Below are 23,901 nucleotides of genomic sequence, written 5' to 3'. Positions count from 1 at the left end.
TATTTCTCCCAGCGCGGAGGACCGGACGGTCGGGTTCAGGCCGTCTTGATCGCGGAGATGTCGAACTCGAGCTTGATCTTCTCGGAGACCAGCACGCCGCCGGTCTCGAGCGCGGCGTTGAAGGTCAGGCCCCAGTCGGAGCGGTTGAGGGACGCGGCGCCCTCGAAGCCCACGCGGGTGTTGCCGTACGGGTCCTGGGCCGAGCCGGTGGCCTCGAACGGGACGGTGATCGAGTGCGTGACGCCCTTGATGGTGAGGTCGCCGGTGACGTCCCACGTCTCGCCGTCGAAGGCGACCGCGGTGGACTCGAAGGTGATGTACGGGTGCGCCGTGGTCTCGAAGAAGTCTCCGGAGAGCAGGTGGCCGTCGCGGTCGGCGTTGCCGGTGGTGATCGTGGAGGCGTCGATCTTGACCGACACCGTGGAGTTGCCCGGGTTCGCGGTGTCGACGTGCGCGGTGCCCTCGAAGCCGGTGAACGAGCCGCGGACGGTGGTGACCATCGCGTGGCGGGCGCTGAAGCCGAGGCGGGTGTGCGAGGCGTCGAGCGTGTAGTCACCCGAGATGTCAGCAACGGCGGCGGTCGGCGCGTCGAAGACCTCGGTGGTCGTAGCGGCCTTCTTGCTGAAGATGCCCATGATGTCTGTCCTCCTGGTTGGTTGAATCTTTGACCACCTTAGCGTCGGCGAGGGCGGATCCATTCCCGAGGGGGAGGAAAACTCTCGGTGAACAGAAATGACAGGGCCGCGACTCGTGTGAGTCGCGGCCCTGTCGGTTGCTGGGTGGTGTGCTCAGGCAGCGTGTGCGGTGTGCACCACGGCGTCGGTCGTCCAGACCGCCTCCATGTGCGTACGACCCTGCGCGTCCACGACCGGCACCCAGTGGAGCGTGAGCTGCTTCGACACCTTGGATTCCTTCATGAGACACCTCCTGTTCACCGTCTGTTCACCTAAGGTATCGGCACCGGTAGGTAAAAGGCAAGCGGTTGTGATGCGGCCTGTGATGGGACGCACCGCATCAAGGAATGACACGACCCTTCCCACACGCTCTACCTTGGTGTGGTGAGCAACACCGACGAGACCACCGCGCCCGCACCTACGTTTGCTGAGCTCGGCCTCGCCGATGCCGTTCTCGACGCCGTCACCTCCGCCGGCTACGAGACCCCTTCGGCCATCCAGGCCGCCACCATCCCGGTTCTGCTGGATGGTCGCGACGTGGTCGGACTGGCGCAGACGGGCACCGGCAAGACCGCGGCGTTCGCCCTGCCGATCCTCTCCAACCTCGACCCGAAGGACGTCTCCTCGCCGCAGGCGCTCGTCCTCGCCCCCACCCGTGAGCTCGCGCTCCAGGTGTGCGAGGCGTTCGAGCGCTACGCGTCCAAGATGCCCGGCATCCGCGTCCTGCCGGTCTACGGCGGCCAGGGCTACGGCCCGCAGCTGACCGCGCTGCGCCGCGGCGTCCACGTCGTGGTCGGCACCCCGGGCCGCATCATGGACCACCTCGACAAGGGCACGCTGGACCTGTCGAAGCTGCGCTTCCTGGTCCTCGACGAGGCCGACGAGATGCTCAACATGGGCTTCGCCGAGGACGTCGAGACGATCCTGGCCGACACCCCGGACAGCAAGCAGGTCGCGCTCTTCTCCGCGACCATGCCGCCGCAGATCCGTCGCCTGTCGAAGAAGTACCTGAACAACCCTGAAGAGATCCAGATCAAGTCGGCGACGAAGACCAACGTCAACATCACCCAGCGCTACCTGATGGTGTCGTACCCGCAGAAGGTCGACGCCCTCACCCGCATCCTCGAGGTCGAGAACTTCGAGGCGATGATCGTCTTCACCCGCACCAAGGGCGAGACCGAGACGCTGGCCGAGAAGCTGCGCGCGCGCGGCTTCAACGCCGCCGCGATCAACGGCGACGTCACCCAGAACGTCCGTGAGCGCCTGGTCGCCCAGCTCAAGGACGGCGGCCTGGACATCCTCGTCGCCACCGACGTCGCGGCCCGCGGTCTCGACGTCGAGCGCATCTCGCACGTCGTGAACTACGACCTGCCGACCGACCTCGAGGCCTACGTCCACCGCATCGGTCGTACGGGCCGCGCCGGCCGCACGGGCGACGCGATCTCGTTCGTCACCCCCCGCGAGCGCTACCTCCTCAAGGCGATCGAGAAGCACACCAAGGCCACCCCGGCCGAGATGCGGATGCCGAGCGCCGACGAGGTCAACGCGACGCGTCTCTCCCGCTTCGACGACCAGATCACCGAGGCGCTCAACGACACCGCCAAGGTCGAGTTCTTCCGCGACGTGGTCAAGCACTACGTCGACGAGTTCAACGTGCCCGAGGTCGATGTCGCGGCCGCGCTCGCCGTGGTCCTGCAGGGCGACGTGCCGCTGCTCCTGGAGGACCGGCCGGAGCCGGTGCGTCGCGAGCGCACCGAGCGCACCGACCGTGACCGCGACCGTGGTGACCGCGGCGACCGCCCGGGTCGCGGCGAGCGCGGTCCCCGCGAGAGCTCGCGCTCGCGCGGCAACGGACAGCCGATGGCCGTCTACCGCATCAGCGTCGGCAAGCGCCACCGCGTCGAGCCCCGCCAGATCGTCGGCGCCATCGCCAACGAGGGCGGCCTGCGCCGTGGCGACTTCGGCAACATCACCATCCGCCCGGACTTCTCGCTGGTCGAGCTGCCCGCCGACCTCGCCGCGGAGACCTACCGCGCGCTCGAGGCGACCCGGATCAGCGGCAAGCTGATCGAGCTGCGCCCCGACGAGGGCGGCGGCTCCACCGGCCCGAAGGGCGGCCGTGGCTCCTCCGAGCACCAGGACGTCGACGGCGGCTGGTCGGACCAGGCGCGCAAGAAGCCGCGTCGCAAGGACTGAGGAGCCAGTGGGCCGTCCGGCGGGCCCGGACTGAGCTTCACGCACGTGATCGGAAGGGTCGGGGCCAAGGGTCCCGGCCCTTCCCTCGTTGTCGGGCGTCACTGGTAGAACGTCCGTATGCGACGGATCTGTCTCGGGCTCGTGACCCTCGCGCTCACCCTCAGTGGCTGTGGCGGTGGCGGCGGGGTGACGCCGCCGAACGAGCCGGATCGGGCGAGCAACGTGGTGGCCCTCGCCGCCGCGCTCAGCGGCGCGATGGGATTCGACCTGGTGCGGTTCGCCGACGGCAGCACCGCCGCGGAGGCGAAGGCCGACTACCAGCGCATCATCGCGGGGATGACCGGCACGAAGCCCAGGGTCACCGCGCACGGCACCACGCTCGACTGGCGCTGGCCGATGCGGGGCGGCGCCTGGACGTACAGCACCACGGCGACCAAGCAGGGCAGCGACGGGCCGATCACCTGGAGCCCGACGATCGTCAACGACGCGCTGACCGATCCCCAGGCGACGCTGCGGACCACCACCGTGCAGCCGCAGCGCGGGCAGATCATGGGTGCGGGCGGCCAGGTCCTCGTGACCGAGCGCCCGGTCGTCATCTACGGCCTCGACAAGGCCCGCCTCGGCGCCGACGGCAAGCCGGCACCCGCTGCCCGGCGCCTGGCGCAGCGGCTCGGCGTCGACGTCGGCGGGTTCGTGAAGCAGGTCAAGGCGGCCGGTCCCCAGCAGTTCGTCCCGGCGATCACCTATCGCGCCGCCGAGGCGCCGCTCACGCAGAGCCAGCTCGACGCGATCCCGGGCGCCGTGGCCCAGCACACCAGCGCCTCGCTCGCGCCCACCAAGGACTTCGCCGCCCCGATCCTCGGCCGCGTCGGGCCGGTCACCGCGGAGATGGTCAAGAAGGACCCGCAGACCTACCACCCCGGCGACCTCGCCGGCACGAGCGGGCTCGAGGCCCGCTACGACACCCAGCTGCGCGGCACCCCCGGCACGGTGGTCCAGCGTGTCGCCGGCGACGGCACCATCACCCAGATCTTCGACGCCCCGCCGGTCGACGGGAAGCCGCTGGTCACCACGCTGGACCTGCGACTGCAGACGCTCGCCGAGCGGCTCCTCTCCGGGGTCCGCCCGGCCAGCGCCCTGGTCGCGCTGCGCCCCAGCACCGGCCGGATCCTGGCCGCGGCCAACGGTCCCGGCAACGGCGGTCTCAACCTCGCCACGTACGGTCGGATGCCCCCGGGCTCCACCTTCAAGACGATCGACAGCCTCGCCCTGTTGCGCGAGGGTCGCGATCCGGAGTCGACCGTGCCGTGCACGCCGTCGCTCACGGTCGACGGCAAGAAGTTCACCAACGACTCCGACTACCCGGCCAGCGGGCTCGGTGACGTCTCCCTGACCACCGCGATCGCCAACTCGTGCAACACCGCGATGATCAGCCAGCGCGACTCGGTCGCCCACGACGACCTCGTCGGCGCCGCCGCCTCGCTCGGCTTCGGCATCGACCACGACACCGGCTTCCCGGCCTACTTCGGGCAGGCCCCGGCGCCGGCCAGCGAGACCGAGCGGGCCGCCGACATGATCGGCCAGGGCAAGGTCCTCGCCTCCCCGATGGTGATGGCCAGCGTCATCGGCGCCATCCAGCGTGGCGTCTCCACGGTGCCCACGCTGATCGCCGACACCCACGTCAAGGCCGGCGGTGACCCGATCAGCGCGCCGGAGCACACGCAGCTCCTACAGATCTTCCGGGCCGTGGTGCAGCGTGGCACCGGTGCCGGGCTCGCGGACATCCCGGGCAAGCCGGTCATCGCCAAGACCGGCACCGCGGAGTTCGACCGCGACGGCAAGCGGCTCGTGCACGCCTGGATGATCGCCGCGCAGGGCGACCTGGCCGTGGCGGTCTACGTCGACGAGGGCGTCACCGGTGCGGAGACCGCCGGCCCGATCGTCGAGGGATTCCTGCGCGGAGCGCACTGACCTCACCGAAATGGCGAAGAGGCCCTCGACTGCATGGGGTCAGGAGGGCCTCTTCTTCGAATTCCGGAGTGCTCCCTCCTCATTCGATGTTCCCATGATGCAACGTCGTGCGTCGCCCTGTCGAATAAGCCACGGCACGGCCACCGGCGGGCCGACCGCCGGCCGCCCTGCACGCACGCTGGCTGCGTTGTCGTCAGTCGCCGTGGCTCCGCCACGGCTCCTCCTCCGCCTTGCCACCGCACGCACAGGACAACCTGCGCCGCGACCCCGGCGTCCGCGACGTGGTTGTGCCCAGGTGCCAGTCTGGATGTCATGACGGCTATGAAGCTTGTTCCGGAGCAGCAGCGCGGCCTTCTCATCGGAGGGTCCTGGCGCGAGGCGGAGGGCGGTGAGGACTTCGCGGTCCTCGATCCCGCGGACGGGTCGGTGCTGGCCCGGGTCGCGGACGCGTCGGTGAACGATGCGATCGAGGCCCTCGACGCCGCGGTCGCCGCCCAGCACGACTGGGCCCGTACGCCACCGCGCGAGCGCGGGGAGATCCTCCGGCGCGCCTTCGAGCTGGTCAACGCGCGCGCCGACGACTTCGCCGAGCTGATGAGCCTCGAGATGGGCAAGACCGTCGCGGAGGCCAAGGGCGAGGTCGCGTACGGCAACGAGTTCTTCCGCTGGTTCTCCGAGGAGGCGGTCCGGATCCACGGGCGCTGGATGCAGGCACCGGCCGGCGGGAGCCGGCTGCTGACGGTCAAGAAGCCCGTCGGGCCGTGTCTCTTCGTCACCCCGTGGAACTTCCCGCTCGCGATGGGCACCCGCAAGATCGGGCCGGCGATCGCGGCCGGCTGCACGATGGTAGTGAAGCCGGCCTCGATGACGCCCCTCACGATGCTCGCCCTCGCCTCCGTTCTCCAGGAGGCCGGACTGCCCGACGGGGTCCTCAACGTCATCCCGTCCTCGCGCTCGGGTGAGGTCAGCGAGGCGCTGATGCAGGACGACCGGCTCCGGAAGGTCTCCTTCACCGGCTCCACGGCAGTGGGCAAGGTGTTGGTGCGCCAGTCGGCGGAGAACCTCCAGCGGATGTCGATGGAGCTCGGCGGCAACGCGCCCTTCCTCGTCTTCGAGGACGCCGACATCGATGCGGCGGTCGACGGTGCGATGGTCGCCAAGATGCGCAACATGGGCGAGGCGTGCACCGCCGCCAACCGTTTCCTGGTGCACCAGGACGTCGCCGCCGAGTTCGGCGAGAAGCTCGCGGCGAGGATGTCTGCGCTGACCGTCGGCCGGGGCCAGGACGCCGGTGTGGACGTCGGCCCGCTCATCGAGGAGAAGGCGGTCGAGTCGGTCCACCAGCTCGTCACCGACGCGATCCACGACGGTGCCAGGCTGGTCACCGGCGGCACGGTGCCGGCGGGTCCGGGCTTCTTCTACAGCCCTACCGTGCTGGTCGACGTGCACCCGGAGTCGGAGATCAACACCCAGGAGATCTTCGGCCCCGTCGCCCCGATCACGACCTTCAGCAGCGAGGAGGAGGCCGTGGCGCGCGCCAACGCCAGCGAGTACGGCCTCGCCTCGTACGCCTACACGCGTGATCTGGCCCGCACCATCCGCCTCGCGGAGTCGCTCGAGTTCGGCATGGTCGGGATCAACACCGGTCTGATCTCGAACCCGGCAGCGCCCTTCGGCGGGGTGAAGTCGTCCGGCTTCGGTCGCGAGGGCGGGTTCGAGGGGATCGAGGAGTATCTCGACACCGCGTACGTGGCGATCCCCGCGGGGACCTGATCGTCAGCTCGCGGGGGTGTCCAGGATGCTGATCAGGGCCTGGCGGGAGCTGATGCCGAGCTTGCGGTAGGTGCGTGAGAGGTGCCACTCGATGGCCTTGATGCTCACCCCGAGCTCGGCGGCGATCTCGCGGTTGGTCATCGAGCGGGCGGCGAGGCGTGCGACGCGCTGCTCGGACTCGGTGAGCACGTCGAGGGCCAGGCCCATCACCGGGCGCGGCTCCTGGCCGATCCGGAGCAGGAGGCCGATGACACGGTTGTGCAGCGGCCACAGGCCCTCCTCGGCCGCGTACGCCTCCGCCGCGCGCAGTGGGGGCGCGAGCTCGGCGCCGTGCATGCCGGGGGCCAGGATGCTCATCGCCGCGATGTCGGTGTCGAGCTGGACGGCGAGGCGCTGGCAGCCGGCCTCGACGGCGAGGGTGCGGGCCTGATCGAGCAGCGTCAGCGGCTGACGGTCGGCGTCGGCGGTGGCCAGCCCGCGCAGCGCGTGGGCGAGCGTGAACGGGTCACCACTCTGCTCGGCGGGGGCGAGCTGCGCCCGGGCGAGCTCGGCCCCCTCGCGGCGTCGGCCGGTCCTGACGAGTGCCATCACCGCGCCGACCCACCAGGGGCGGACCAGCATCAGCTCGGCTCCCGGCAGGGCGCCGGCGGCCAGGAAGTGGTCGCGGGCCTCGGCGTGATCGCCGTAGGCGGCGGCGGTCTCGCCGGCAGCCAGCGCTCGCGCGAGCTCGGCGATCGGGCCCTCGATCTCGGCGATGCCGCTGCCGTGGGCGGTCGCGTGTCCGAGCTCGCCGCTGGCCAGATCGATCTCGACCTGGAGCAGCAGGGCGAGAGCCCGCTGGTCATCACTCTGCGTGGTCGGATCCTCCGGCTCCAGCAGCCGGGTGAGCTCGCTGCGGGCCGCCCGGATCCGGCCCGCGCGTACCGATGCCCACGCCGTGCCGACCGGCCCGGCGAAGGCCGGCGGCGCAGCCGACGACTCCGATGCCGGCGGCTGGGTCGGATCGGTCATGGGCACGCTCTCAAGAATCCCATGCCGCTCACCGCTCGCGCGGGACATTGGACCGATCGGCTCAGCCGAGCCGCCAGACGAGGAGCTCGGTCTCGATCGCGGCCGTGACGGTCAGGTCGTGGGTGGCGTCAGCCTCGTCGGAGACCACGAACGCATCGCCCTGGGTCAGCGGCTCGGCAAGCGAGGAGCGCAGCAGAGCGCCGGCCGCGACGTACACGTGCCGGATCGGGCCCGCCGGGACGGTGACGCTCTCACCCGCCGCGAGGCGGGCGACCGAGAAGACCGCGGTCGACGTCGGGCGGAGCACCTCGACCAGCCGGCCGGACTCGAGGCTGACGTCGGGCGCGGAGTACGCAGGCTCGAGGTCCGGCTCGTCCGGCGTGATCCACACCTGGACGAACCGCGTCTGGGGGGCGGCGGCCACCTCGCTGTGGGTGACGCCCGACCCTGCGCGCAGGTGACCCACCTGGCCGGCGCTGAGGGTGACCTCCGAGCCGAGGGAGTCCACATGCGTGACGGCGCCACTGACCACCCAGCTGACGATCTCGAGCTCGTCGTGCTGGTGGGTCTCGAAGCCCTTGCCGTCTCCGAGCAGGTGCTCGTCATGGCAGACCATCGGACCGATCCGCAGCCGCTCGGGGTCGTAGTGCTGCCCGAACGAGAGGCTGTGCCAGGTCGCTCGACCCGGACCTCGGTCCATGAATCGGGTGGTTCCTCGGCGGATCTCGACGGTCACGAGGAAGATTGTGCCTGTGGTTGATCCTCGGCTCCCATCCGGCTTCCGTTTCGGGACTGTCGCCGCCGCCTATCAGGTGGAGGGCGCGACGACCGAGGACGGACGCGGGGACAGCATCTGGGACCGCTTCGTACGTCGTCCGGGGGCGATCATCGACGGCAGCGACGCCGCGGTCGCGGCCGACAGCTACCACCGCTTCGGCGAGGACATCGAGCTGCTCCGCCGCCTGGGCGTGGACGGGCACCGGTTCTCGTTCGCCTGGCCTCGGCTGCAGCCCACCGGTCGCGGTCCGCTCAACCCGCTGGCCGTCGACCACTACGACCGCTATCTCGACACCCTGCTCGGCGCCGGCATCGAGCCGATGGCCACGCTCTGCTTCTACGACCTCCCGCAGGCCCTCGAGGACGACGGCGGCTGGCTGAACCGGTCCACGGCCGATGCCTTCGGCGAGTACGCCCATCTCGTCGGCACGCGGTTCGCCGACCGGGTCTCCTCGTGGGTGCCGCTCCAGGGGCCCAACGCCCACGCGTACCTGGGCTACGACAGCGGCGAGTGGGCCCCGGGCAGGCGGATGGTCTTCGGCGCGCTGCCGGCCAGTCACCACATGCTGCTCGCCCACGGGCGCGCGGTCATCGCCCTACGCGCCGCGGGCGCCACCACGATCGGGTGCGCCAACAACCACGCGCCGATGTGGCCCATGACCGAGGACCCCGCCGACGTCGGCGCCAGCAAGCTCTTCGACTCGCTGTGGAACGGCCTGTTCCTGGAGGCGATGCTGCTCGGCCGCTACCCGGTCGACCTCGAGGTGCTCGCCGAGGGACTCGTCCAGGAGGGCGACCTCGCCACCATCCGGCAGCCGCTCGACTTCTACGGCGTGAACTACTACCACCCGCTGCGGATCGCAGCGGCGCCCGAGCCCATCACGGAGGTCGATGACGTCGACGCCGAGTCGCCGTTCGTCTTCGCTCCCCTGCTCGGCTACCCGGTCACCGACACCTTCTGCCCGGTCGTGCCGTCTGCCCTGCGGGAGTGGCTGATCCTCATGCGGGCGCGGTTCCGGGGCGCGCTGCCGCCGCTCGTGATCACCGAGAACGGCGCGTCCTACCGGGCGGAGCCCGACGCCGCAGGTGTGGTCGACGACCAGCCGCGCATCGACTTCCTGACCGCGCACCTGGGTGCGATCGCCGAGGCGTGCGCCCGGGGCGTCGACATCCGCGGCTACTACGTCGGCGATCTGCTCGACGGTTGGGACTGGGAGTACGGCTACACCCAGCGCTTCGGCCTGGTCCACGTCGACCGCGCCACGGGCACGCGTACGCCGAAGAGGTCGTTCGACTGGTACGCGGCGTTCATCGCCGGCCAGAGGGGCCGTCAGGGCGAGCCGGGCGAGCGCCCCGAGCCGCTCGCCACCTAGGGCGTTCGACTCACGTCGCTGACGCCGGCCTGAGCGACACGCCCTAGACGGCCAGCCGCGCGCCGGTGGCCCGGATCGCGTCCCCGTCCCCGGGTGCCGGGATCCACGGCAGCTGCATGGTGTCGCGGGAGGTGTCCGCGTAGCGCGGGATGACGTGCAGGTGGAAGTGGAAGACCGTCTGCCAGGCGTGCTCACCGCGGTTGTTGAGCAGATTCACGCCGTCGGCGCCGAGCACGTCGGTGACGCGCTGCGCCATCCGCTTGCCGGTCGCCGCGACCGCGGCCAGGTCCTCCTCGGCGATCTCGAGGATGTCCCTCGAGTGTCGCTTGGGCACCACGATCAGGTGGCCCTCGGTGGCCGGCGAGATGTCCATGAAGGCGTAGGTGCGCTCGTCCTCGTAGACCCTCGTCGAGGGGACGTCACCGGCCACGATCGCGCAGAAGAGGCAGTCCACGCCTCCGACCTTACCGACCGCCGACCGCTGGCAGGCGGCGGACCGCAGCGGCGGCTTCGCTCACAGCGCGGCGGCGACCTCGGTGCCCTGCTTGATCGCCCGCTTGGCGTCGAGCTCGGCAGCGACGTCGGCGCCGCCGATGAGGTGCCAGCCCGCACCCTCGACCCACAGGTCGCGCACCGACTCCTGGCCGGCGCAGACCACGACGGTGTCGACCTGCACCGAGGTGGGGGCGCCGTCGACGGTGTAGCGCAGCACGAGGCCGCCCTCGGGGTGGGTCTCGATGGCGTCGTACGAGGCACCGCTCACCAGGGTCACGCCCTCCTGCTTGAGCCGGGCGCGGTGCGCCCAGCCGGAGGTCTTGCCGAGGCCGATGCCGATCGGGGTGGACTTGCGCTGCAGCAGCGTCACGTGGCGCGCCGGCACGCGGGGGGCGGGCTCGGTGAGACCGCCGCGGTGGGCGGCCGGGTCGCCGACACCCCAGTGCGCGCGCCACTCCTCGAGCGTCTCCGGCTCGTGGGTCAGAGCGGTCGAGACGTCGACGCCGATGCCGCCGGCGCCGATCACCGCGACCCGGCGGCCCGCGTCGACGCGACCCGAGAGCAGGTCGGCGTACGAGACGACGCCGGGCAGGTCCGCGCCCGGCAGGGTCAGCGCGCGCGGGGTGACGCCGGTGGCCATGATGACCTCGTCGAAGGGCTGCAGGTCGGCCAGCGTGGCCTCGGTCTTGAGCCGGACGTCGACGCCCAGCACCTCGAGTCGGCGCCCGAAGTAGCGCAGCGTGTCGGCGAAGTCCTCCTTGCCGGGGACCGCCATCGCGAGCCGGAACTGACCGCCGAGCTCCTCGCCGCGCTCGAAGAGGGTCACGGCCAGACCCCGCTCCGCCGCGGAGACAGCGGCCGACAGGCCGGCGGGGCCGGCGCCGACGACGGCGACCGACTTCTTGGTCCGTACGGGCGCGAGGATCAGCTCGGTCTCGCGGGCAGCGCGCGGGTTGACCAGGCAGGACGCCCGCTTGTTCTCGAAGGCGTGGTCGAGGCAGGCCTGGTTGCAGGCGATGCAGGTGTTGATCTCGTCCGTGCGGCCCTCGCTCGTCTTGCGCGCGAACTCCGGGTCAGCGAGCAGCGGGCGCGCCATCGACACCAGGTCGGCCTGGCCGTTCGCGACGATCGACTCGGCGAGCTCGGGGGTGTTGATCCGGTTGGAGGCGCAGACCGGGATCGCGACCTCGGCCTTGAGGCGGGCGGTGTAGTCGACCCACGCGCCACGCGGGACCTGGGTGATGATCGTGGGGACACGGGCCTCGTGCCAGCCGATGCCGGTGTTCAGGACCGAGACGCCGGCGTCCTGCAGGGCGTACGCGAGGTCGATGGTCTCCTCCCACGTCTGGCCGCCCTCGACCAGGTCGATGAGGGAGAGGCGGAACACGATCGGGAAGTCGTCGCCGACCAGCTCGCGCGTCCGGCGCACGATCTCGACCGGGAAGCGGTGCCGGTTCGCGACCGAGCCGCCCCACTTGTCGCTGCGCTGGTTGGTGCGCTCGGCGAGGAACTGATTGATCAGGTAACCCTCCGAGCCCATGATCTCCACGGCGTCGTAGCCGGCCTTGCGCGCGAGCGCGACCGACTTGGCGAAGTCCGAGGCGGTCTCCTCGACCTGCTTGCTCGACATCGCGGAGGGCTTGAACGGGTTGATCGGGGCCTTGATCGCCGAGGCCGACTGCGACCACGGCACGTACGCGTACCGGCCGGCGTGCAGCACCTGGAGGGCGATCGCGCCCTCGTGCTCGTGCACGGCATCGGTGATCTCGCGGTGACGGGCCGCCTGCAGCCGGTTGCTCATCTCGCTGGCGAGCGGCTTGAGCCAGCCGCGCTTGTTCGGCGCGTAGCCGCCGGTGATGATCAGGCCGGTGCCGCCCTTGGCGCGCTCGGCGAAGTAGGCCGCCAGCTTCGGGATGTCGCGGACCTTGTCCTCGAGGCCGGTGTGCATCGAGCCCATCACGATCCGGTTGCGGAGGGTCAGATCGCCGATGGTGAGCGGCGAGAGCAGGTGGTCGTAGGTGGTCATGCGTGGGCCTCCAGATATTCGGTCAGCCAGCGGATCCAGAACTCCTCCAGCAACACCCCGCCGCGCAGGACGAGGTACTGGTCGAGGTCCTGGCCGGTCAGGCCGGTGGGCTCGGGATAGTCGCGACGCTGCAGCGTCTCGTAGTGGGCCAGCCGGATGCGATGCTCGGCGACCCGACCCTCGATCTCGGCGAGCAGGGTCGCGCGGTCGCCGTACGACGCCGCGCGCATCTTGAGGGCCAGCTCGCTCCGCAGCCGTTCGGTGGGCGTGGACCGGACGATCCAGGCGGCCAGCTCCTCCTCGCCCCGAGGAGTGACGGCATACGTCGTCCGGGCGCCCTCGTCGCCCGTCGGCGCGATCCAGCCGTCGGCAGCCATCCGGTGCAGCACCTTGTAGATCTGCTGGTGCGTGGCCGGCCAGAAGAAACCGATCGAGCGATCGAACCGCCGGGCGAGCTCGAGCCCGCCGGCCGGGCGCTCGCGCAGCGAGACGAGGAGCGCGTGTTCGATGGCCACGGACGACGAGTCTGTCGTGTTGCACCGAATTGTGCAACTAGTTGCAGAGTGTGGACGGTCACAGACGCCGATGGCCCCGCGGGATTCCGCGGGGCCATCGTTGAAGCCGTGTAGCAACTTCCCGAGCTAGGTGTACCCGGCCATCACGTTGGTGACAGTCTGCTGATCGGTGGCTTGCCTCCGAGTGCGCTGTGGCGTCGTTGAGTGTTGTAGTGCTCGAGCCAGGGTGCAAGTGCTGCTGCTCGTTGGTCGTTTGTGGTGAAGACCTGCCGGTAGGCCCATTCGGTGGCCAAGGTCCTGTTGAGCCTCTCGACCTTGCCGTTCTGCCAAGGGCAGTGCGGACGGATGAACTTCTGGCGGATGCCACGCACAGCGCAGACCTCGCGCAGCGAGTAGCGGTAGGCCCAGGCGTTGTCGGTCATCAACCGCTCGATGTGGGCGATGCCGTGAGCGGCGAAGTAGTCGACCGCACGCTCGAGGAACGCCGCGCAGGTGGCGCCCTTCTCGTCGGGCAGGATCTCGCTGTAGGCCAGCCGGGAGTGGTCATCGACCAGTGAGTGGACGTAGTCGTAGCCGGGGCCGTTGACTCGAACGCGCTTCACGTTGTCACGGCCGTGGGCCTTCCAGCCGCCGCCGTCGGGGATCCGGCCGATCTTCTTCACATCCATGTGGACCAGCTCGCCGGGCCGGGCGCGTTCGTAGCGCACCGCGGTCTGCTTCGAGGACCGGATCACCTCACCGGTCATCGGATCCAGCTCACGCAGATAGGCCACGGCGTGGCGGCGCAGGATCCTCGACACCGTGCGGGCCGGCACCCCCACTTTGGGGCCGAGGACGTCGGGGCCTTCACGATGGGCGGCACGAGCGGTGAGGACGCGTTGCTCAACCTCGACACTGGTCCTGGTCGGGGTGGTGTGTGGTCGCGAGGACCTCGTGACGAGGCCGGGCTCGCCTTCGGCGTTGTAGCGCTCGATCCAGGTCCGCACGCACTTGCGCGAGACACCCATCGCGGCGGCGATATGGGCTTGTTTCCAGCCTTGCTGGTGGCGTTGCACGATCAGCAGTCGACCGTGGACGGTCAGGCGGGCACTACCGTGAGACAAGAGAACCTCCGGGTGTTGCGGGATGGGCCTTCGACAAGCCACACCCCATCCGGAGGTTCTCTTCACGTCAACGGTCTGCTGCTACCGACCTCATGGCCGGGTACAGCTAGGCGGGGAAGGACCCGCCCTTCGCCGCCAGGTCGCGCAGGTACTGCGTCGGGCGCAGCTGCTCGCCGTAGGTGTCGGCCAGCTCGTCGGCGCGCCTGATGAACGCGTCGATGCCGAGGGAGCCGTCGGCCGCCTCGTACCCGGTGATGAACTGGGCCGCGCCACCGGTCGCCGGCGGGAAGCCGATGCCGAAGATCGAGCCGATGTTCGCGTGCGCGGCCGAGGTGACCACGCCCTCCTCGAACGTCTTGGCCGTCTCGATCGCCTCGCGGAACAGGATCCGGTCCTTCATGTCCTGCAGCGGGTACTGCTTCTCCGCGATCGGGAAGAGGTCCGACAGGCCCGCCCAGATCGAGGTGCGCTTGCCGTCGACGTACTCGTAGAAGCCGGCGCCCTTGAGCTTGCTCGGCCGGCCCGCCTCGATCATCTTGCCGCAGACCTGCTCGGTGACCGTGAGCTCCTCGATGCCCTCGGCCTCGCGGGTGGTCTTGCCGATCTTGACCATGAGCTCCATGTTGAGCTCGTCGGCGATCTGGAGCGGGCCGACCGGGTAGCCGGCCTGCGTGGTCGCGCGCTCGATCGAGTACGGGTGCTGACCCTCGAGGAGGAGCGCCAGGCCCTCCTCGATCTGGGTGCCGATGACGCGCGAGGTGTAGAAGCCGCGCGAGTCGTTGGCGATCATCGGGGTCTTCTTGATCGCGAGCGTGACGTCGTACGCCTTGGCGAGGGTCTCGTCGGAGGTCTCGGCGCCCTTGATGATCTCGACAAGCGGCATCTTGTCCACGGGGGAGAAGAAGTGCAGGCCGATGAAGCGGGACGCCGAGGACGTGCCGCCGGTGCTGTCGAGGCCCTTGGCCAGCTCGGTGATCGGCAGGGTCGAGGTGTTGGAGCACAGCAGCGCGCCGTCGGCGAGGTGCGGGATGACCTCGTTGAAGACCTGCTGCTTGAGCTCGACGCTCTCGAAGACGGCCTCGACGACGAGGTCGGCGCCGGCGGCGTCGGCCGCATCGATGGTCGGCGTGATCCGGTTGAGGATCTCGTCGGCCTTCTCCTGGCTGAGCTTGCCGCGGGAGACGGCCTTCTCGTTGAGGTTGGCGGTGTACGCCTTCCCCTTCTCGGCGGACTCGATGGCGACGTCCTTGAGGACGACCTCGACGCCCGCGCGGGCCAGGACGTACGCGATGCCGGCGCCCATCATGCCGGCGCCGAGGACGACGGCCTTGGTGGGCATGTACTTCTCCACGCCCTGCGGGCGCTCCTTGCCCGCGTTGATCGAGCCGAGGTCGAAGAAGAACGCCTGGATCATGTTCTTCGCCTGCTGGCTGGTGACCAGCGAGGTGAAGTAGCGCGACTCGATCCGCGAGGCGGTGTCGAAGTCGACCTGGGCGCCCTCGACGGCGGCCGACAGGATCGCCTTCGGGGCGCGCATGTCGCTCTGCTTGAGCTGCTTGCGCAGGATCGGGGTGAGCGCGGGCAGGAAGCCGGCCAGCGACGGGCTCGACGGCGTGCCGCCGGGGAGCTTGAAGCCGGGGACGTCCCACGGCTGCGCGGCGGCCTCGGGGTTGGCCTTGATCCACGCCTTCGCGGCCGGGATCAGCTCGTCCTGGGTGGCGACGAGCTCGTTGACCAGGCCCTTGGCCTGGGCGGCCGACGGCTTGAACCGGGCACCGGTGCCGAGGATCTCGGTGAGCGCGGTGATGATGCCGAACATGCGGACCGTACGGGTGACGCCGCCGCCGCCCGGGAGCAGGCCGAGGGAGACCTCGGGCAGGCCGATCTCGTATCGACCGTCGACCGCGACGCGGTGGTTGGCGGCCAGCGCGATCTCGAGACCGCCGCCGAGGGCGGCGCCGTTGATGGCCGCGACGACCGGCCTGGGGAAGAGCTCGAGCTTGCGCAGGGTGGCCTTGACGCCCTCGACCTCGTCGAAGACGAGGTGGGCGTCCTCGCGGCGGATCTGCATCATGTTCTTCAGGTCGCCGCCGGCGAAGAAGGTCTTCTTCGCCGAGGCGATGACGACGCCGGAGATGCTCTCCTGCTCGGCGTGGAGCCGCTCGATGGCGGCCTCCATCGAGCTCTTGTAGAGCTCGTTCATGGTGTTCGCCGACTGGTTGGGGTCGTCGAGGGTCAGCGTGACGATGCCGTCGGCATCGATGTCGTACTTAACAGCGGACGTAGCGTCAGACATAGCGATGGGTTCCGTTTCCTGTTCCGCGCTCAGACGAGCTCGACGATCGTGGCGATGCCCATGCCGCCGCCGACGCAGAGCGTGGCGAGGCCGCGCTTCTTGCCGCGGGCCTGGAGCTCGTCGACGAGCGTGCCGAGGATGATCGCGCCGGTGGCGCCCAGCGGGTGGCCCATCGCGATGGCGCCACCGTTGACGTTGGTGATCTCGTGGCTGATGCCCATGTCGCGCATGAACCGCATCGCGACCGCGGCGAACGCCTCGTTGATCTCGAAGAGGTCGATGTCCTCGACGGTCAGGCCGGCCTTGGCCAGCGCCTTGCGGGCGGCCGGGGCCGGACCGGTCAGCATGATCGTCGGGTCGGCGCCGGAGACGGCGGCCGAGATGATCTTCGCGCGCGGGGTCAGGCCGAGCTCCTTGCCGACCTCCTCCGAGCCGATCAGCATCAGCGCGGAGCCGTCGACGATGCCGGAGCTGTTGCCGGCGTGGTGGACGTGGTCGATCTTCTCGATCCAGTGGTACTTCGACAGCGCGACGTCGTCGAAGCCGGCCTCCTGGCCGTGCTGGACGAAGGACGGCTTGAGGCCGGCGAGGCCCTCGGCGGTCGTGCCGGGGCGGATCAGCTCGTCGTGGTCGAGCACGACCTGACCGTTGCGGTCGACGACCGGGATGACGGCGTCCTTGAACTTGCCGGCCTCCCAGGCGGCCGCGGCGCGCTGGTGGGACTCCGCGGCGTAGGTGTCGACGTCCGTACGGCTCCAGCCCTCGATCGTGGCGATCAGGTCGGCGCCGATGCCCTGCGGCACGAAGTCCGTGGCGAGCGCGGTGTCCGGGTCCATCGCCCAGGCGCCGCCGTCGGAGCCCATCGCGACGCGGCTCATGGCCTCGACGCCACCGGCGATGATCAGGTCCTCGAAGCCGCCGCGGATGCGGGACGCGGCCTGGTTGACGGCCTCCAGGCCCGAGGCGCAGAAGCGGTTGAGCTGGACGCCGGCGGTGGTCTCGGGGAGACCAGCCTTGAGGGCGGCCGTCTTGGCGATGTCACCGCCCTGGTCGCCGATCGGGCTGACCACGCCGAGGACCACATCGTCGATGCGCTCGGGGTCGAGCGAGGGGTTGCGCTTGCGCAGCTCGTCGATCAGGCCGACGACCAGGTCGACCGGCTTGACCTCGTGCAGCGCGCCGGTCTTCTTGCCTCGACCACGGGGCGTGCGCACGTGGTCGTAGATGAATGCTTCTGCCATGCGACGATTGTGACACCAAAACTGTCAGGGTCAACCCCGGACCGGGTCAGGCACTGCGGCGCAGGCTCTTGCCGATCACCCGGTTGACGGCGCCCTGGAACGAGATCATCACCGACTGCACGACGAGCCCACGTAGGCGCGGCAGCGCCTTCTCGAGGGCGGCCAGCTCGTCGGCGGAGTGGTGGGTGCGGCGCCACGGGTCGAGGAGCCGGTCCTCGAGCAGGGCGCGCAGGTCGGTGGCCAGAGCGTCGAGGTAGCCCTCGATGATCTCGTGTGCCGCGGTGACCGCGTCGCGGGACAGGCCCAGGTCACGCAGCTCGCGCACGATCCGGCGCTGGACCTCGTCGGCGTCCGGGGTGGTCCAGGAGGTGATCATCGCGCGTTGCATCGCGATGTCCTCGATGGTCATGTCCTCGGGCATCCGGGCCAGGTAGCGCTCGATCGCCTGGAGGGTGAAGCCGTGCTCCTGGAGTGCGGTCGTCAGATCGAGCAGCGCGCGGTGCCGGACGCCGTAGTACGCGATCCGCCCGCGCCGCTCAGGGGCGGGCAGAAGGCCGAGGCTGGCGTAGTAGCGGATGTTGCGGACCGAGACGCCGGTGGCCTCGGCCAGCTCGTCGACGGTCAGATCACTCGCCGGTGCATCGGGGGCCTGCGTCATGGCGCGGGACATTACCGCGAAGTCTTGAAACATGACAGTTGTGCTGTAACGATTCGGGGCATGCCGACGAAGCCGACGATCTACGACGCTGAGCACGAGGACTTCCGCACCACCGCGCGGGCCTTCATGGAGAAGGAGGTCGCCCCCTTCCACGACCAGTGGGAGAAGGACGGGATCGTGCCGCGCGAGCTGTGGGCCAAGGCCGGACAGGCCGGCCTGCTCGCCTTCGAGGTCCCCGAGGAGTACGGCGGCGCGGGCGTCGACGACTTCCGCTTCAACGCGGTCCTGATCGAGGAGATCACCCGGATCGGCGCCAGCGGGCCCGGCTTCACGCTGCACAACGACATCACCGTGCCGTACCTGCTCCACCTGGGCACCGAGGAGCAGAAGCAGCGCTGGATGCCCGGCTGCGTGAGCGGCGAGCTCATCACCGCCATCGCGATGACCGAGCCCGGCGCGGGCTCCGACCTGCAGGGCATCCGGACCACTGCCGTCGACAAGGGCGACCACTTCGTCCTCAACGGCACCAAGATCTTCATCACCAACGGCATCAACGCCGATCTGGTCATCGTGGTCGCCAAGACCGACCCGGAGGCCGGCGCGCACGGCATCTCCCTGCTGGTCGTCGAGCGCGGCATGGAGGGGTTCACCCGCGGTCGCAACCTCGACAAGATGGGCATGAAGGCGCAGGACACCGCCGAGCTCGTCTTCGACAACGTGATCGTGCCGAAGGAGAACCTGCTCGGCCAGCTCAACCAGGGCTTCATCCACCTGATGACCGAGCTGCCGCGCGAGCGCATCTCGGTCGCGATGGTCGCGGTCGCCGCCACCGAGCGTGTCCTCGAGATGTGCCTCGACTACGCCAAGACCCGGGAGGCGTTCGGCAAGCCGATCGGGAAGTTCCAGAACACTCGCTTCGTCATGGCCGAGATGGCGACCGAGGCACACATCGCCCGCGTCTTCATCAACGACTGCATCACCAAGCTCAACGCCGGCGAGGTCGACACCTCCCTCGCCTCGATGGCGAAGTGGTGGACCACCGAGCTGCAGAAGCGCACGGTGGACGCGGGCGTGCAGATCCACGGCGGGTACGGCTACATGAACGAGTACCCCATCGCCAAGGCGTACGTCGACAGCCGCATCCAGACGATCTACGGCGGGACGACCGAGATCCAGAAGGAGATCATCGGGCGGTTCCTCGGCCTGTGACGCGCCGGCCAGGGCCCTGCGAGGGGCCCTGGTCAGGCTCCGAGGAGGTCCAGCCCCGTCAGGTCGAGGTCGCCGAGGGCGAGCGGGAGGTCGGGGTCGACCTCGACGCCGTACGCGCGCAGCCGCGCATCGATGACCGCCCACGCGCTCTCCACGATCTGGTCGGTCATGTGCTCGACGTCGGGGACCTTCGCGCCCAGGTGCAGCCAGCGTCGCACGGCGGCGAAGACCGCGCCGATGAGGCCGTGGATCAGGGGGTCGGTCGCCGCGACGTCGGCCTCGGAGATCTCGGCTCCGGTGACCCGGAAGGCGAGGATCATGACCCCTCCGATCCGGGTGGCGATCCGCTCCATCGCCTGGCTCAGCGGCCCGTCGGAGGCCGAGTCCAGGTCGGAGAGCTGGTGCAGACGGGGGTGGGTCGCGGCCCACTCGATGTAGGTGGACGCGACCCGTCGCAGCACCTGGCGGATCGCGCCGTCGAGGACGAGTGACGCCTCCAGGCGCGCAAGCAGATCGTCGAGGACGTAGCGCTCGACGGCGAGCTCCAGGTCGCGCCGGTCCTCGAACTGCCGGTAGAGGACCGAGCGGGCCAGGCCGGCGCGCTCGCCGATCTCCTGCAGCGACGGGGCGGTGTTGCCCTCGTCGTACAGCGCGATCGCTGCGGTGATGATGCGCTCACGCTGCGCGTCGTTGTGAGCCGCCCACCGGGTCGCTCGTCCGTCCATGGTGTTGGAGCCTAGACGCAACGCGCTCGCCGTTCGACTCGAGTGCGAGGTCGACGGTCACAGCCGCACCCGCGGCGCGCTGCTCAGGCGGCGGCGCTGGCGGGCTCCGAGCGGTAGCGCGACGCGCGGCCGTCGACGCCCCACAGCCTCCATGCGATGCGGGTGAGCGGGGTCAGGATGCCGGTGGTCTCGCCCATGTGACGCACGTCCGCGCACACGTCGCGCCGGGTCTTGGCGTTCTCGGCGCCACCGAAGGCCTCGCGCATCACCCGGTCCGGGATGCCCATGGCCGCCTGGTCCTCGCGGCTGGGGACCACGATGGCGCCGTAGCCGAGGCGGAGCACCATCGGCACCATCAGGCCCAGGGCGAGCTTGTTGACCGCATTCATGGCCGGGGCGTGGTGCTCGAGCCAGGCGTGGGCGAAGCCGATGTGCCGGGCCTCCTCGGCGATGTGGATCTGGGTGATGCGGGTCAGCATCGGGTGGAGCTGTCCGCCGGCCCGCATCATCTTCTTCTGCAGGTGGTCGATCGGCTCCTCGCCGGCGAGGATGATGGTGAAGAAGAGCGAGGGCCACAGGCCGCCCAGCAGGCCGACGAGCGGGATCGACCGGCGCAGCCACAGCGGAGCCCCGACCACGTCCGGACAGGCGCGGTTCGTCAGCTCCTGGAACATCTGGATGTGGTGGCACTCCTCGGTGAGCTCGTGCATGAAGTAGCAGAACTCGGGGTTCTCGTTCTTCAGGCCCATCAGGAACTGCGCGCCTCCGATGAGGAGCAGCTGCTCGAACTGCGACCCGGTCTTCGTCATCGCGACCAGGCGGTGGCGACCCACCTCGAGCTGGCGAGCGCGGGGGAGTTCCTGGTACCAGGCGGTGGCGCCGAGCGGATCGACGCGGGGCAGCAGCCAGCGGTCATCGTCGTCGCTGAGCGCGAACTCGGGGGAGTCCCAGGCGATGTCCTTGAAGGCGTTGAAGCACTGCTCCACCGAGGCCTCCGACAGCGTCCGCAGGGTGTCCTGGTAGGACTGCTTGCCCTGCGGGCGGAACGGGGTGACGGTGGAGGCGGCGCGTACGCCGGTGCCGACGGCGCGCAGGGTGGCGCGCTTGGCGAGAGTCACAGGAGCCATGCCGCCACGATACATGCGACAGCGTGTCTCGGATAGATGTCGCGCGGACACATCAGGCAGCGGCGTTCGAGGGCTCGGAGCGGAAACGGGAGGAGCGGCCCTCGATGCCCATCGCCCGCCACAGCCACCGGGTCCCGGCGGTGCGCAGGCCGAGGTCGTCGAAGAGCATCCGGACGTCGCCGAACATGTCGCGCAGCACCTTTCGGGACTCCTCGTCGTCCCACCAGATCTCCCGGGCGACCTCCTTGGGGATGCCCATGTCGCGCAGCGCCGCCGGGCTCGGCCGCATGATCACGTCGCACAGGACGCGCATGATCAGCGGCGTGGTGACGCCGATGAGCGCTCGCTCCCAGCCGGCAAGGCGAGGCACGTGGTGCGTGAGGTAGTGGTGCGCGAAGCCGATGTGACGGGCCTCCTCGGCGACGTGGATCTGCATCACCCGGTCGACCAGCGGATGCGTGCCGCCGGCGCGCAGCACGTTCTTCTGCAGGTGGTCGATCGGCTCCTCGCCCGCGAGGATGCCCACCAGGAAACCGGCCGGGACGAGCGGGCCGGCCAGCGCCATCAGCGGGGACAGGACCTTGAACAGGAGCGGCGCGCCGGCGGCGTCGGGACAGATGCGGTTCACCGACTCCTGGAACATCTGGGTGTGGTGGGTCTCCTCGGTCACCTCGTGGGTGGCGTAGCGGAACTCCGGGTTCCCGTTGCGCGCCCAGATCAGGTGCAGGGAGACGCCGGCGATGAGCACCTGCTCGAACTGGGAGCCCACCTTGCAGATGTTGGCGAACCGGTAGCGGCCGATGTCGCGCTGGCGCTCCTTCGGCAGGGCCTGGTACCAGGGGTGTGCCCCGATCGGATCGACGCGCGGCAGGATCCAGCGGTCGTCGTCGGGATCGACGGCGAGCTCCGGAGAGTCCCACGCGATGTCCTTGAACGCGTTGAAGCACTGCTCCACCGACGCCTCCGACAGCGTGCGGAGCGTCTCCTCGTAGGACTGCCGGCCCTGGGGTCGGAAGGGGACGACGGTGGACGCGGCGCGGACGCCGCTGCCGACCATGCGGTGGGTAGCGCGCTTGGCGAGTGTCACGGGAGCCATGCTGGCAAGGTACCCAAGACAACGTGTCGCGGATACCTAAACGCGCGGAAACGTCACGAGAACGTGATGACGCCGTCCTCGACGTCGCCGCGCATCACCAACATGTCGACCAGGTAGTTCTGCTTGAGCATCCACGGTGCCCGGTCGCCCTGCCGCGGCATCGTGTCCGCTGCGCGCTGGATGTAGCCCGAGGCCAGATCCATCAGGGGGCGCTCCTCGACGCGCGGGTCGCGCTCGACCAGCGCCTCGGTGTAGCGGTGCGCGCGCATGTGCTTGAGCAGGTTGACCACGAAGTCGCCGACCAGATCGGCCTTGAGGGTCCAAGACGCGTTCGTGTAGCCGATGGTGAAGGCGAAGTTCGGCAGCCCGCTGAGCATCGCCGCCTTGTAGGACATCGTCTGCGCCATGTCGACCGGCTTGCCGTCGACATGGATGTCGAGACCGCCGAAGAGCTTGATCTTCAGGCCCGTCGCGCTGACCACGATGTCGGCCTCGAGCGTCTCGCCGGACTCCAGCTCGATGCCCTTGGCGGTGAACGTCCTGATCCGATCGGTGACGATGTCGGCGCGCCCGCTGCGGATGGCGCGGAAGAGGTCGCCGTTGGGCACCACGCACAGGCGCTGGTCCCATGGGTCGTACGGGGGCGTGAAGTGCTTCTCGGCGTAGGCCTGGGCCTCGTCGGCGGTCATCCCGTCCTGCCCGGGACGGGCGGTGAGGTGCTCGACGACGCCCTTGAGCACCATCCGCTTCACCAGCTCGGGCTTGCGGCGCGCGAGCTGGTAGGAGCCGATCAGCAGGCCGATGTTGGCCCAGCGGATCGCCTCGTACCCGAGCTTCTCCCGGGTCTTCTTGAACGGCACGATGCCCGGGACCTTGCCGAGGACGTTGTTGATCCCTCGCGCGAGCGGGTCCTTCGCGGGCCGCGACATGATGTACGTCGGGGTGCGCTGGAGCATCGTGATCTTCTCGACCACGTCGCCCGGGTCGCCGAGCGCCATCGCCGGCACGAGGGTGACCGCCGTGGCGCCGGAGCCGATCACGACGACCTTCTTGCCCGCATGATCGAGGTCGGCGGGCCAGTGCTGCGGGTGGATGAACGTGCCCTCGAACTCGGCGAGGCCCGGGAACTCCGGCTGGTGGCCCTCGTCGTAGTCGTAGTAGCCCGAGCAGGCCCACAGGAAGTTGGTGGTGAACCGCTGCTCGCCGTCGGGCGTGGAGACGGTGACCGTCCACTGCCGGGCGGCGGTGTCCCAGTCGGCCGCGGTGACGGTGTGCTGGTAGCGGATCAGCTCGTCGACGCCGTACTCGCGCTCGATGGTGCGCAGGTACTCGAGGATCAGATGACCATCGGCGAGCGACTTGTCGCTCGGCCAGGGGTGCCAGGAGAAGCCGAAGGTGAACATGTCGGAGTCCGAGCGGATCCCCGGGTAGCGGAAGAGGTCCCAGGTGCCACCGCTGGCCTCGCGGCTCTCCAGGACCGCGACGCTCAGCTCCGGCAGGTGCTGGCGCAGCTGGGCCGCGGCGCCGATGCCCGACAGGCCGGCGCCGACGACGAGGACATCGACATGCTCGCTCATGGCGCCATGTTACTGGTGGGTCGCTTGCACCTGCATACCGAGTATGTGCATACTCGGT

At 69.8% G+C, this 23,901-nt stretch carries 20 protein-coding genes; 5 read left to right on the top strand and 15 right to left on the bottom strand.

Annotated elements, in window-relative coordinates; genetic code table 11:
- Nucleotides 1-35 precede the first annotated feature (35 nt).
- The gene (locus tag KSO98_RS02955; RefSeq protein WP_225283383.1) at nt 36-635 is read right to left on the bottom strand and encodes a YceI family protein; all 600 of its coding nucleotides are present in this window, start codon (nt 633-635) and stop codon (nt 36-38) included.
- 153 nt (nt 636-788) lie between these two features.
- Complete coding sequence (locus KSO98_RS18395; protein ID WP_263642202.1) at nt 789-917, bottom strand: hypothetical protein; 129 nt, start codon at nt 915-917, stop codon at nt 789-791.
- A 141-nt stretch (nt 918-1,058) separates the two neighbouring features.
- Between KSO98_RS18395 and KSO98_RS18770 the strand changes: the two genes are divergently transcribed.
- The 3 genes from KSO98_RS18770 to KSO98_RS02940 all read left to right on the top strand — a co-directional run bounded on the left by KSO98_RS18770 (nt 1,059) and on the right by KSO98_RS02940 (nt 6,614).
- Nucleotides 1,059-2,870: a DEAD/DEAH box helicase gene (locus KSO98_RS18770; protein WP_225283381.1), complete on the top strand. Its 1,812-nt coding sequence runs from the start codon at nt 1,059-1,061 to the stop codon at nt 2,868-2,870.
- 117 nt (nt 2,871-2,987) lie between these two features.
- Nucleotides 2,988-4,841 (top strand): penicillin-binding transpeptidase domain-containing protein, encoded by a 1,854-nt coding sequence (locus tag KSO98_RS02945; RefSeq protein WP_225283379.1) that lies wholly within the window; start codon nt 2,988-2,990, stop codon nt 4,839-4,841.
- A 321-nt stretch (nt 4,842-5,162) separates the two neighbouring features.
- On the top strand, nt 5,163-6,614 hold the full coding sequence (locus KSO98_RS02940) for an NAD-dependent succinate-semialdehyde dehydrogenase (RefSeq protein ID WP_225283377.1): 1,452 nt from the start codon (nt 5,163-5,165) through the stop codon (nt 6,612-6,614).
- Between the two features lie 3 nt (nt 6,615-6,617).
- Here the strand turns inward: KSO98_RS02940 and KSO98_RS02935 are convergent, their stop codons facing one another.
- Nucleotides 6,618-7,625, bottom strand: a complete 1,008-nt coding sequence (locus KSO98_RS02935) for a helix-turn-helix transcriptional regulator (RefSeq protein WP_225283375.1) — start codon at nt 7,623-7,625, stop codon at nt 6,618-6,620.
- 61 nt (nt 7,626-7,686) lie between these two features.
- Nucleotides 7,687-8,361, bottom strand: coding sequence for a pirin family protein (locus KSO98_RS02930; protein WP_225283373.1), 675 nt, complete (start codon nt 8,359-8,361; stop codon nt 7,687-7,689).
- Nucleotides 8,362-8,377: 16 nt separating this feature from the next.
- Here KSO98_RS02930 and KSO98_RS02925 point away from each other — a divergent pair, with 16 nt between their 5' ends.
- Nucleotides 8,378-9,775 carry a glycoside hydrolase family 1 protein gene (locus KSO98_RS02925; protein WP_225283371.1) on the top strand — a complete coding sequence of 466 codons (1,398 nt, stop codon included), beginning with the start codon at nt 8,378-8,380 and terminating at the stop codon, nt 9,773-9,775.
- Nucleotides 9,776-9,818: 43 nt separating this feature from the next.
- Here the strand turns inward: KSO98_RS02925 and KSO98_RS02920 are convergent, their stop codons facing one another.
- The 7 genes from KSO98_RS02920 to KSO98_RS02890 form a co-directional block, all read right to left on the bottom strand.
- Nucleotides 9,819-10,229 carry an HIT family protein gene (locus KSO98_RS02920; RefSeq protein ID WP_225283370.1) on the bottom strand — a complete coding sequence of 137 codons (411 nt, stop codon included), beginning with the start codon at nt 10,227-10,229 and terminating at the stop codon, nt 9,819-9,821.
- A 60-nt stretch (nt 10,230-10,289) separates the two neighbouring features.
- Nucleotides 10,290-12,296, bottom strand: a complete 2,007-nt coding sequence (locus KSO98_RS02915) for an NADPH-dependent 2,4-dienoyl-CoA reductase (RefSeq protein WP_225283369.1) — start codon at nt 12,294-12,296, stop codon at nt 10,290-10,292.
- The gene (locus tag KSO98_RS02910) at nt 12,293-12,811 is read right to left on the bottom strand and encodes a PadR family transcriptional regulator (protein ID WP_225283368.1); all 519 of its coding nucleotides are present in this window, start codon (nt 12,809-12,811) and stop codon (nt 12,293-12,295) included. The genes KSO98_RS02915 and KSO98_RS02910 overlap by 4 nt, the downstream gene beginning before the upstream one ends.
- 143 nt (nt 12,812-12,954) lie before the next feature.
- Nucleotides 12,955-13,914, bottom strand: coding sequence for an IS481 family transposase (locus KSO98_RS02905; protein WP_225283428.1), 960 nt, complete (start codon nt 13,912-13,914; stop codon nt 12,955-12,957).
- Between the two features lie 106 nt (nt 13,915-14,020).
- The gene (locus KSO98_RS02900) at nt 14,021-16,210 is read right to left on the bottom strand and encodes a 3-hydroxyacyl-CoA dehydrogenase NAD-binding domain-containing protein (protein WP_225283367.1); all 2,190 of its coding nucleotides are present in this window, start codon (nt 16,208-16,210) and stop codon (nt 14,021-14,023) included.
- 29 nt (nt 16,211-16,239) lie between these two features.
- The gene (locus KSO98_RS02895; protein ID WP_225283366.1) at nt 16,240-17,451 is read right to left on the bottom strand and encodes an acetyl-CoA C-acetyltransferase; all 1,212 of its coding nucleotides are present in this window, start codon (nt 17,449-17,451) and stop codon (nt 16,240-16,242) included.
- A 46-nt stretch (nt 17,452-17,497) separates the two neighbouring features.
- Entirely contained in the window at nt 17,498-18,109 is a 612-nt protein-coding gene (locus KSO98_RS02890; protein WP_225283365.1) for a MerR family transcriptional regulator, read from the bottom strand.
- A gap of 60 nt (nt 18,110-18,169) precedes the next feature.
- Between KSO98_RS02890 and KSO98_RS02885 the strand changes: the two genes are divergently transcribed.
- Nucleotides 18,170-19,318 carry an acyl-CoA dehydrogenase family protein gene (locus KSO98_RS02885; RefSeq protein ID WP_225283363.1) on the top strand — a complete coding sequence of 383 codons (1,149 nt, stop codon included), beginning with the start codon at nt 18,170-18,172 and terminating at the stop codon, nt 19,316-19,318.
- Between the two features lie 32 nt (nt 19,319-19,350).
- Here KSO98_RS02885 and KSO98_RS02880 read toward each other — a convergent pair whose 3' ends face one another.
- From KSO98_RS02880 to KSO98_RS02865, 4 genes are all read right to left on the bottom strand, one after another.
- On the bottom strand, nt 19,351-20,043 hold the full coding sequence (locus KSO98_RS02880; protein ID WP_225283362.1) for a TetR/AcrR family transcriptional regulator: 693 nt from the start codon (nt 20,041-20,043) through the stop codon (nt 19,351-19,353).
- Between the two features lie 83 nt (nt 20,044-20,126).
- Complete coding sequence (locus tag KSO98_RS02875; RefSeq protein ID WP_225283360.1) at nt 20,127-21,170, bottom strand: AurF N-oxygenase family protein; 1,044 nt, start codon at nt 21,168-21,170, stop codon at nt 20,127-20,129.
- 52 nt (nt 21,171-21,222) lie between these two features.
- On the bottom strand, nt 21,223-22,266 hold the full coding sequence (locus tag KSO98_RS02870) for an AurF N-oxygenase family protein (RefSeq protein WP_225283359.1): 1,044 nt from the start codon (nt 22,264-22,266) through the stop codon (nt 21,223-21,225).
- A 53-nt stretch (nt 22,267-22,319) separates the two neighbouring features.
- Complete coding sequence (locus tag KSO98_RS02865; RefSeq protein WP_225283358.1) at nt 22,320-23,843, bottom strand: flavin-containing monooxygenase; 1,524 nt, start codon at nt 23,841-23,843, stop codon at nt 22,320-22,322.
- Nucleotides 23,844-23,901: the final 58 nt, after the last annotated feature.

Origin of the sequence: Nocardioides nematodiphilus (genome assembly GCF_020216525.1) — a bacterium.
Lineage (GTDB): Bacteria > Actinomycetota > Actinomycetes > Propionibacteriales > Nocardioidaceae > Nocardioides > Nocardioides nematodiphilus.
This window is presented reverse-complemented; position numbering and strand designations above follow the sequence as displayed.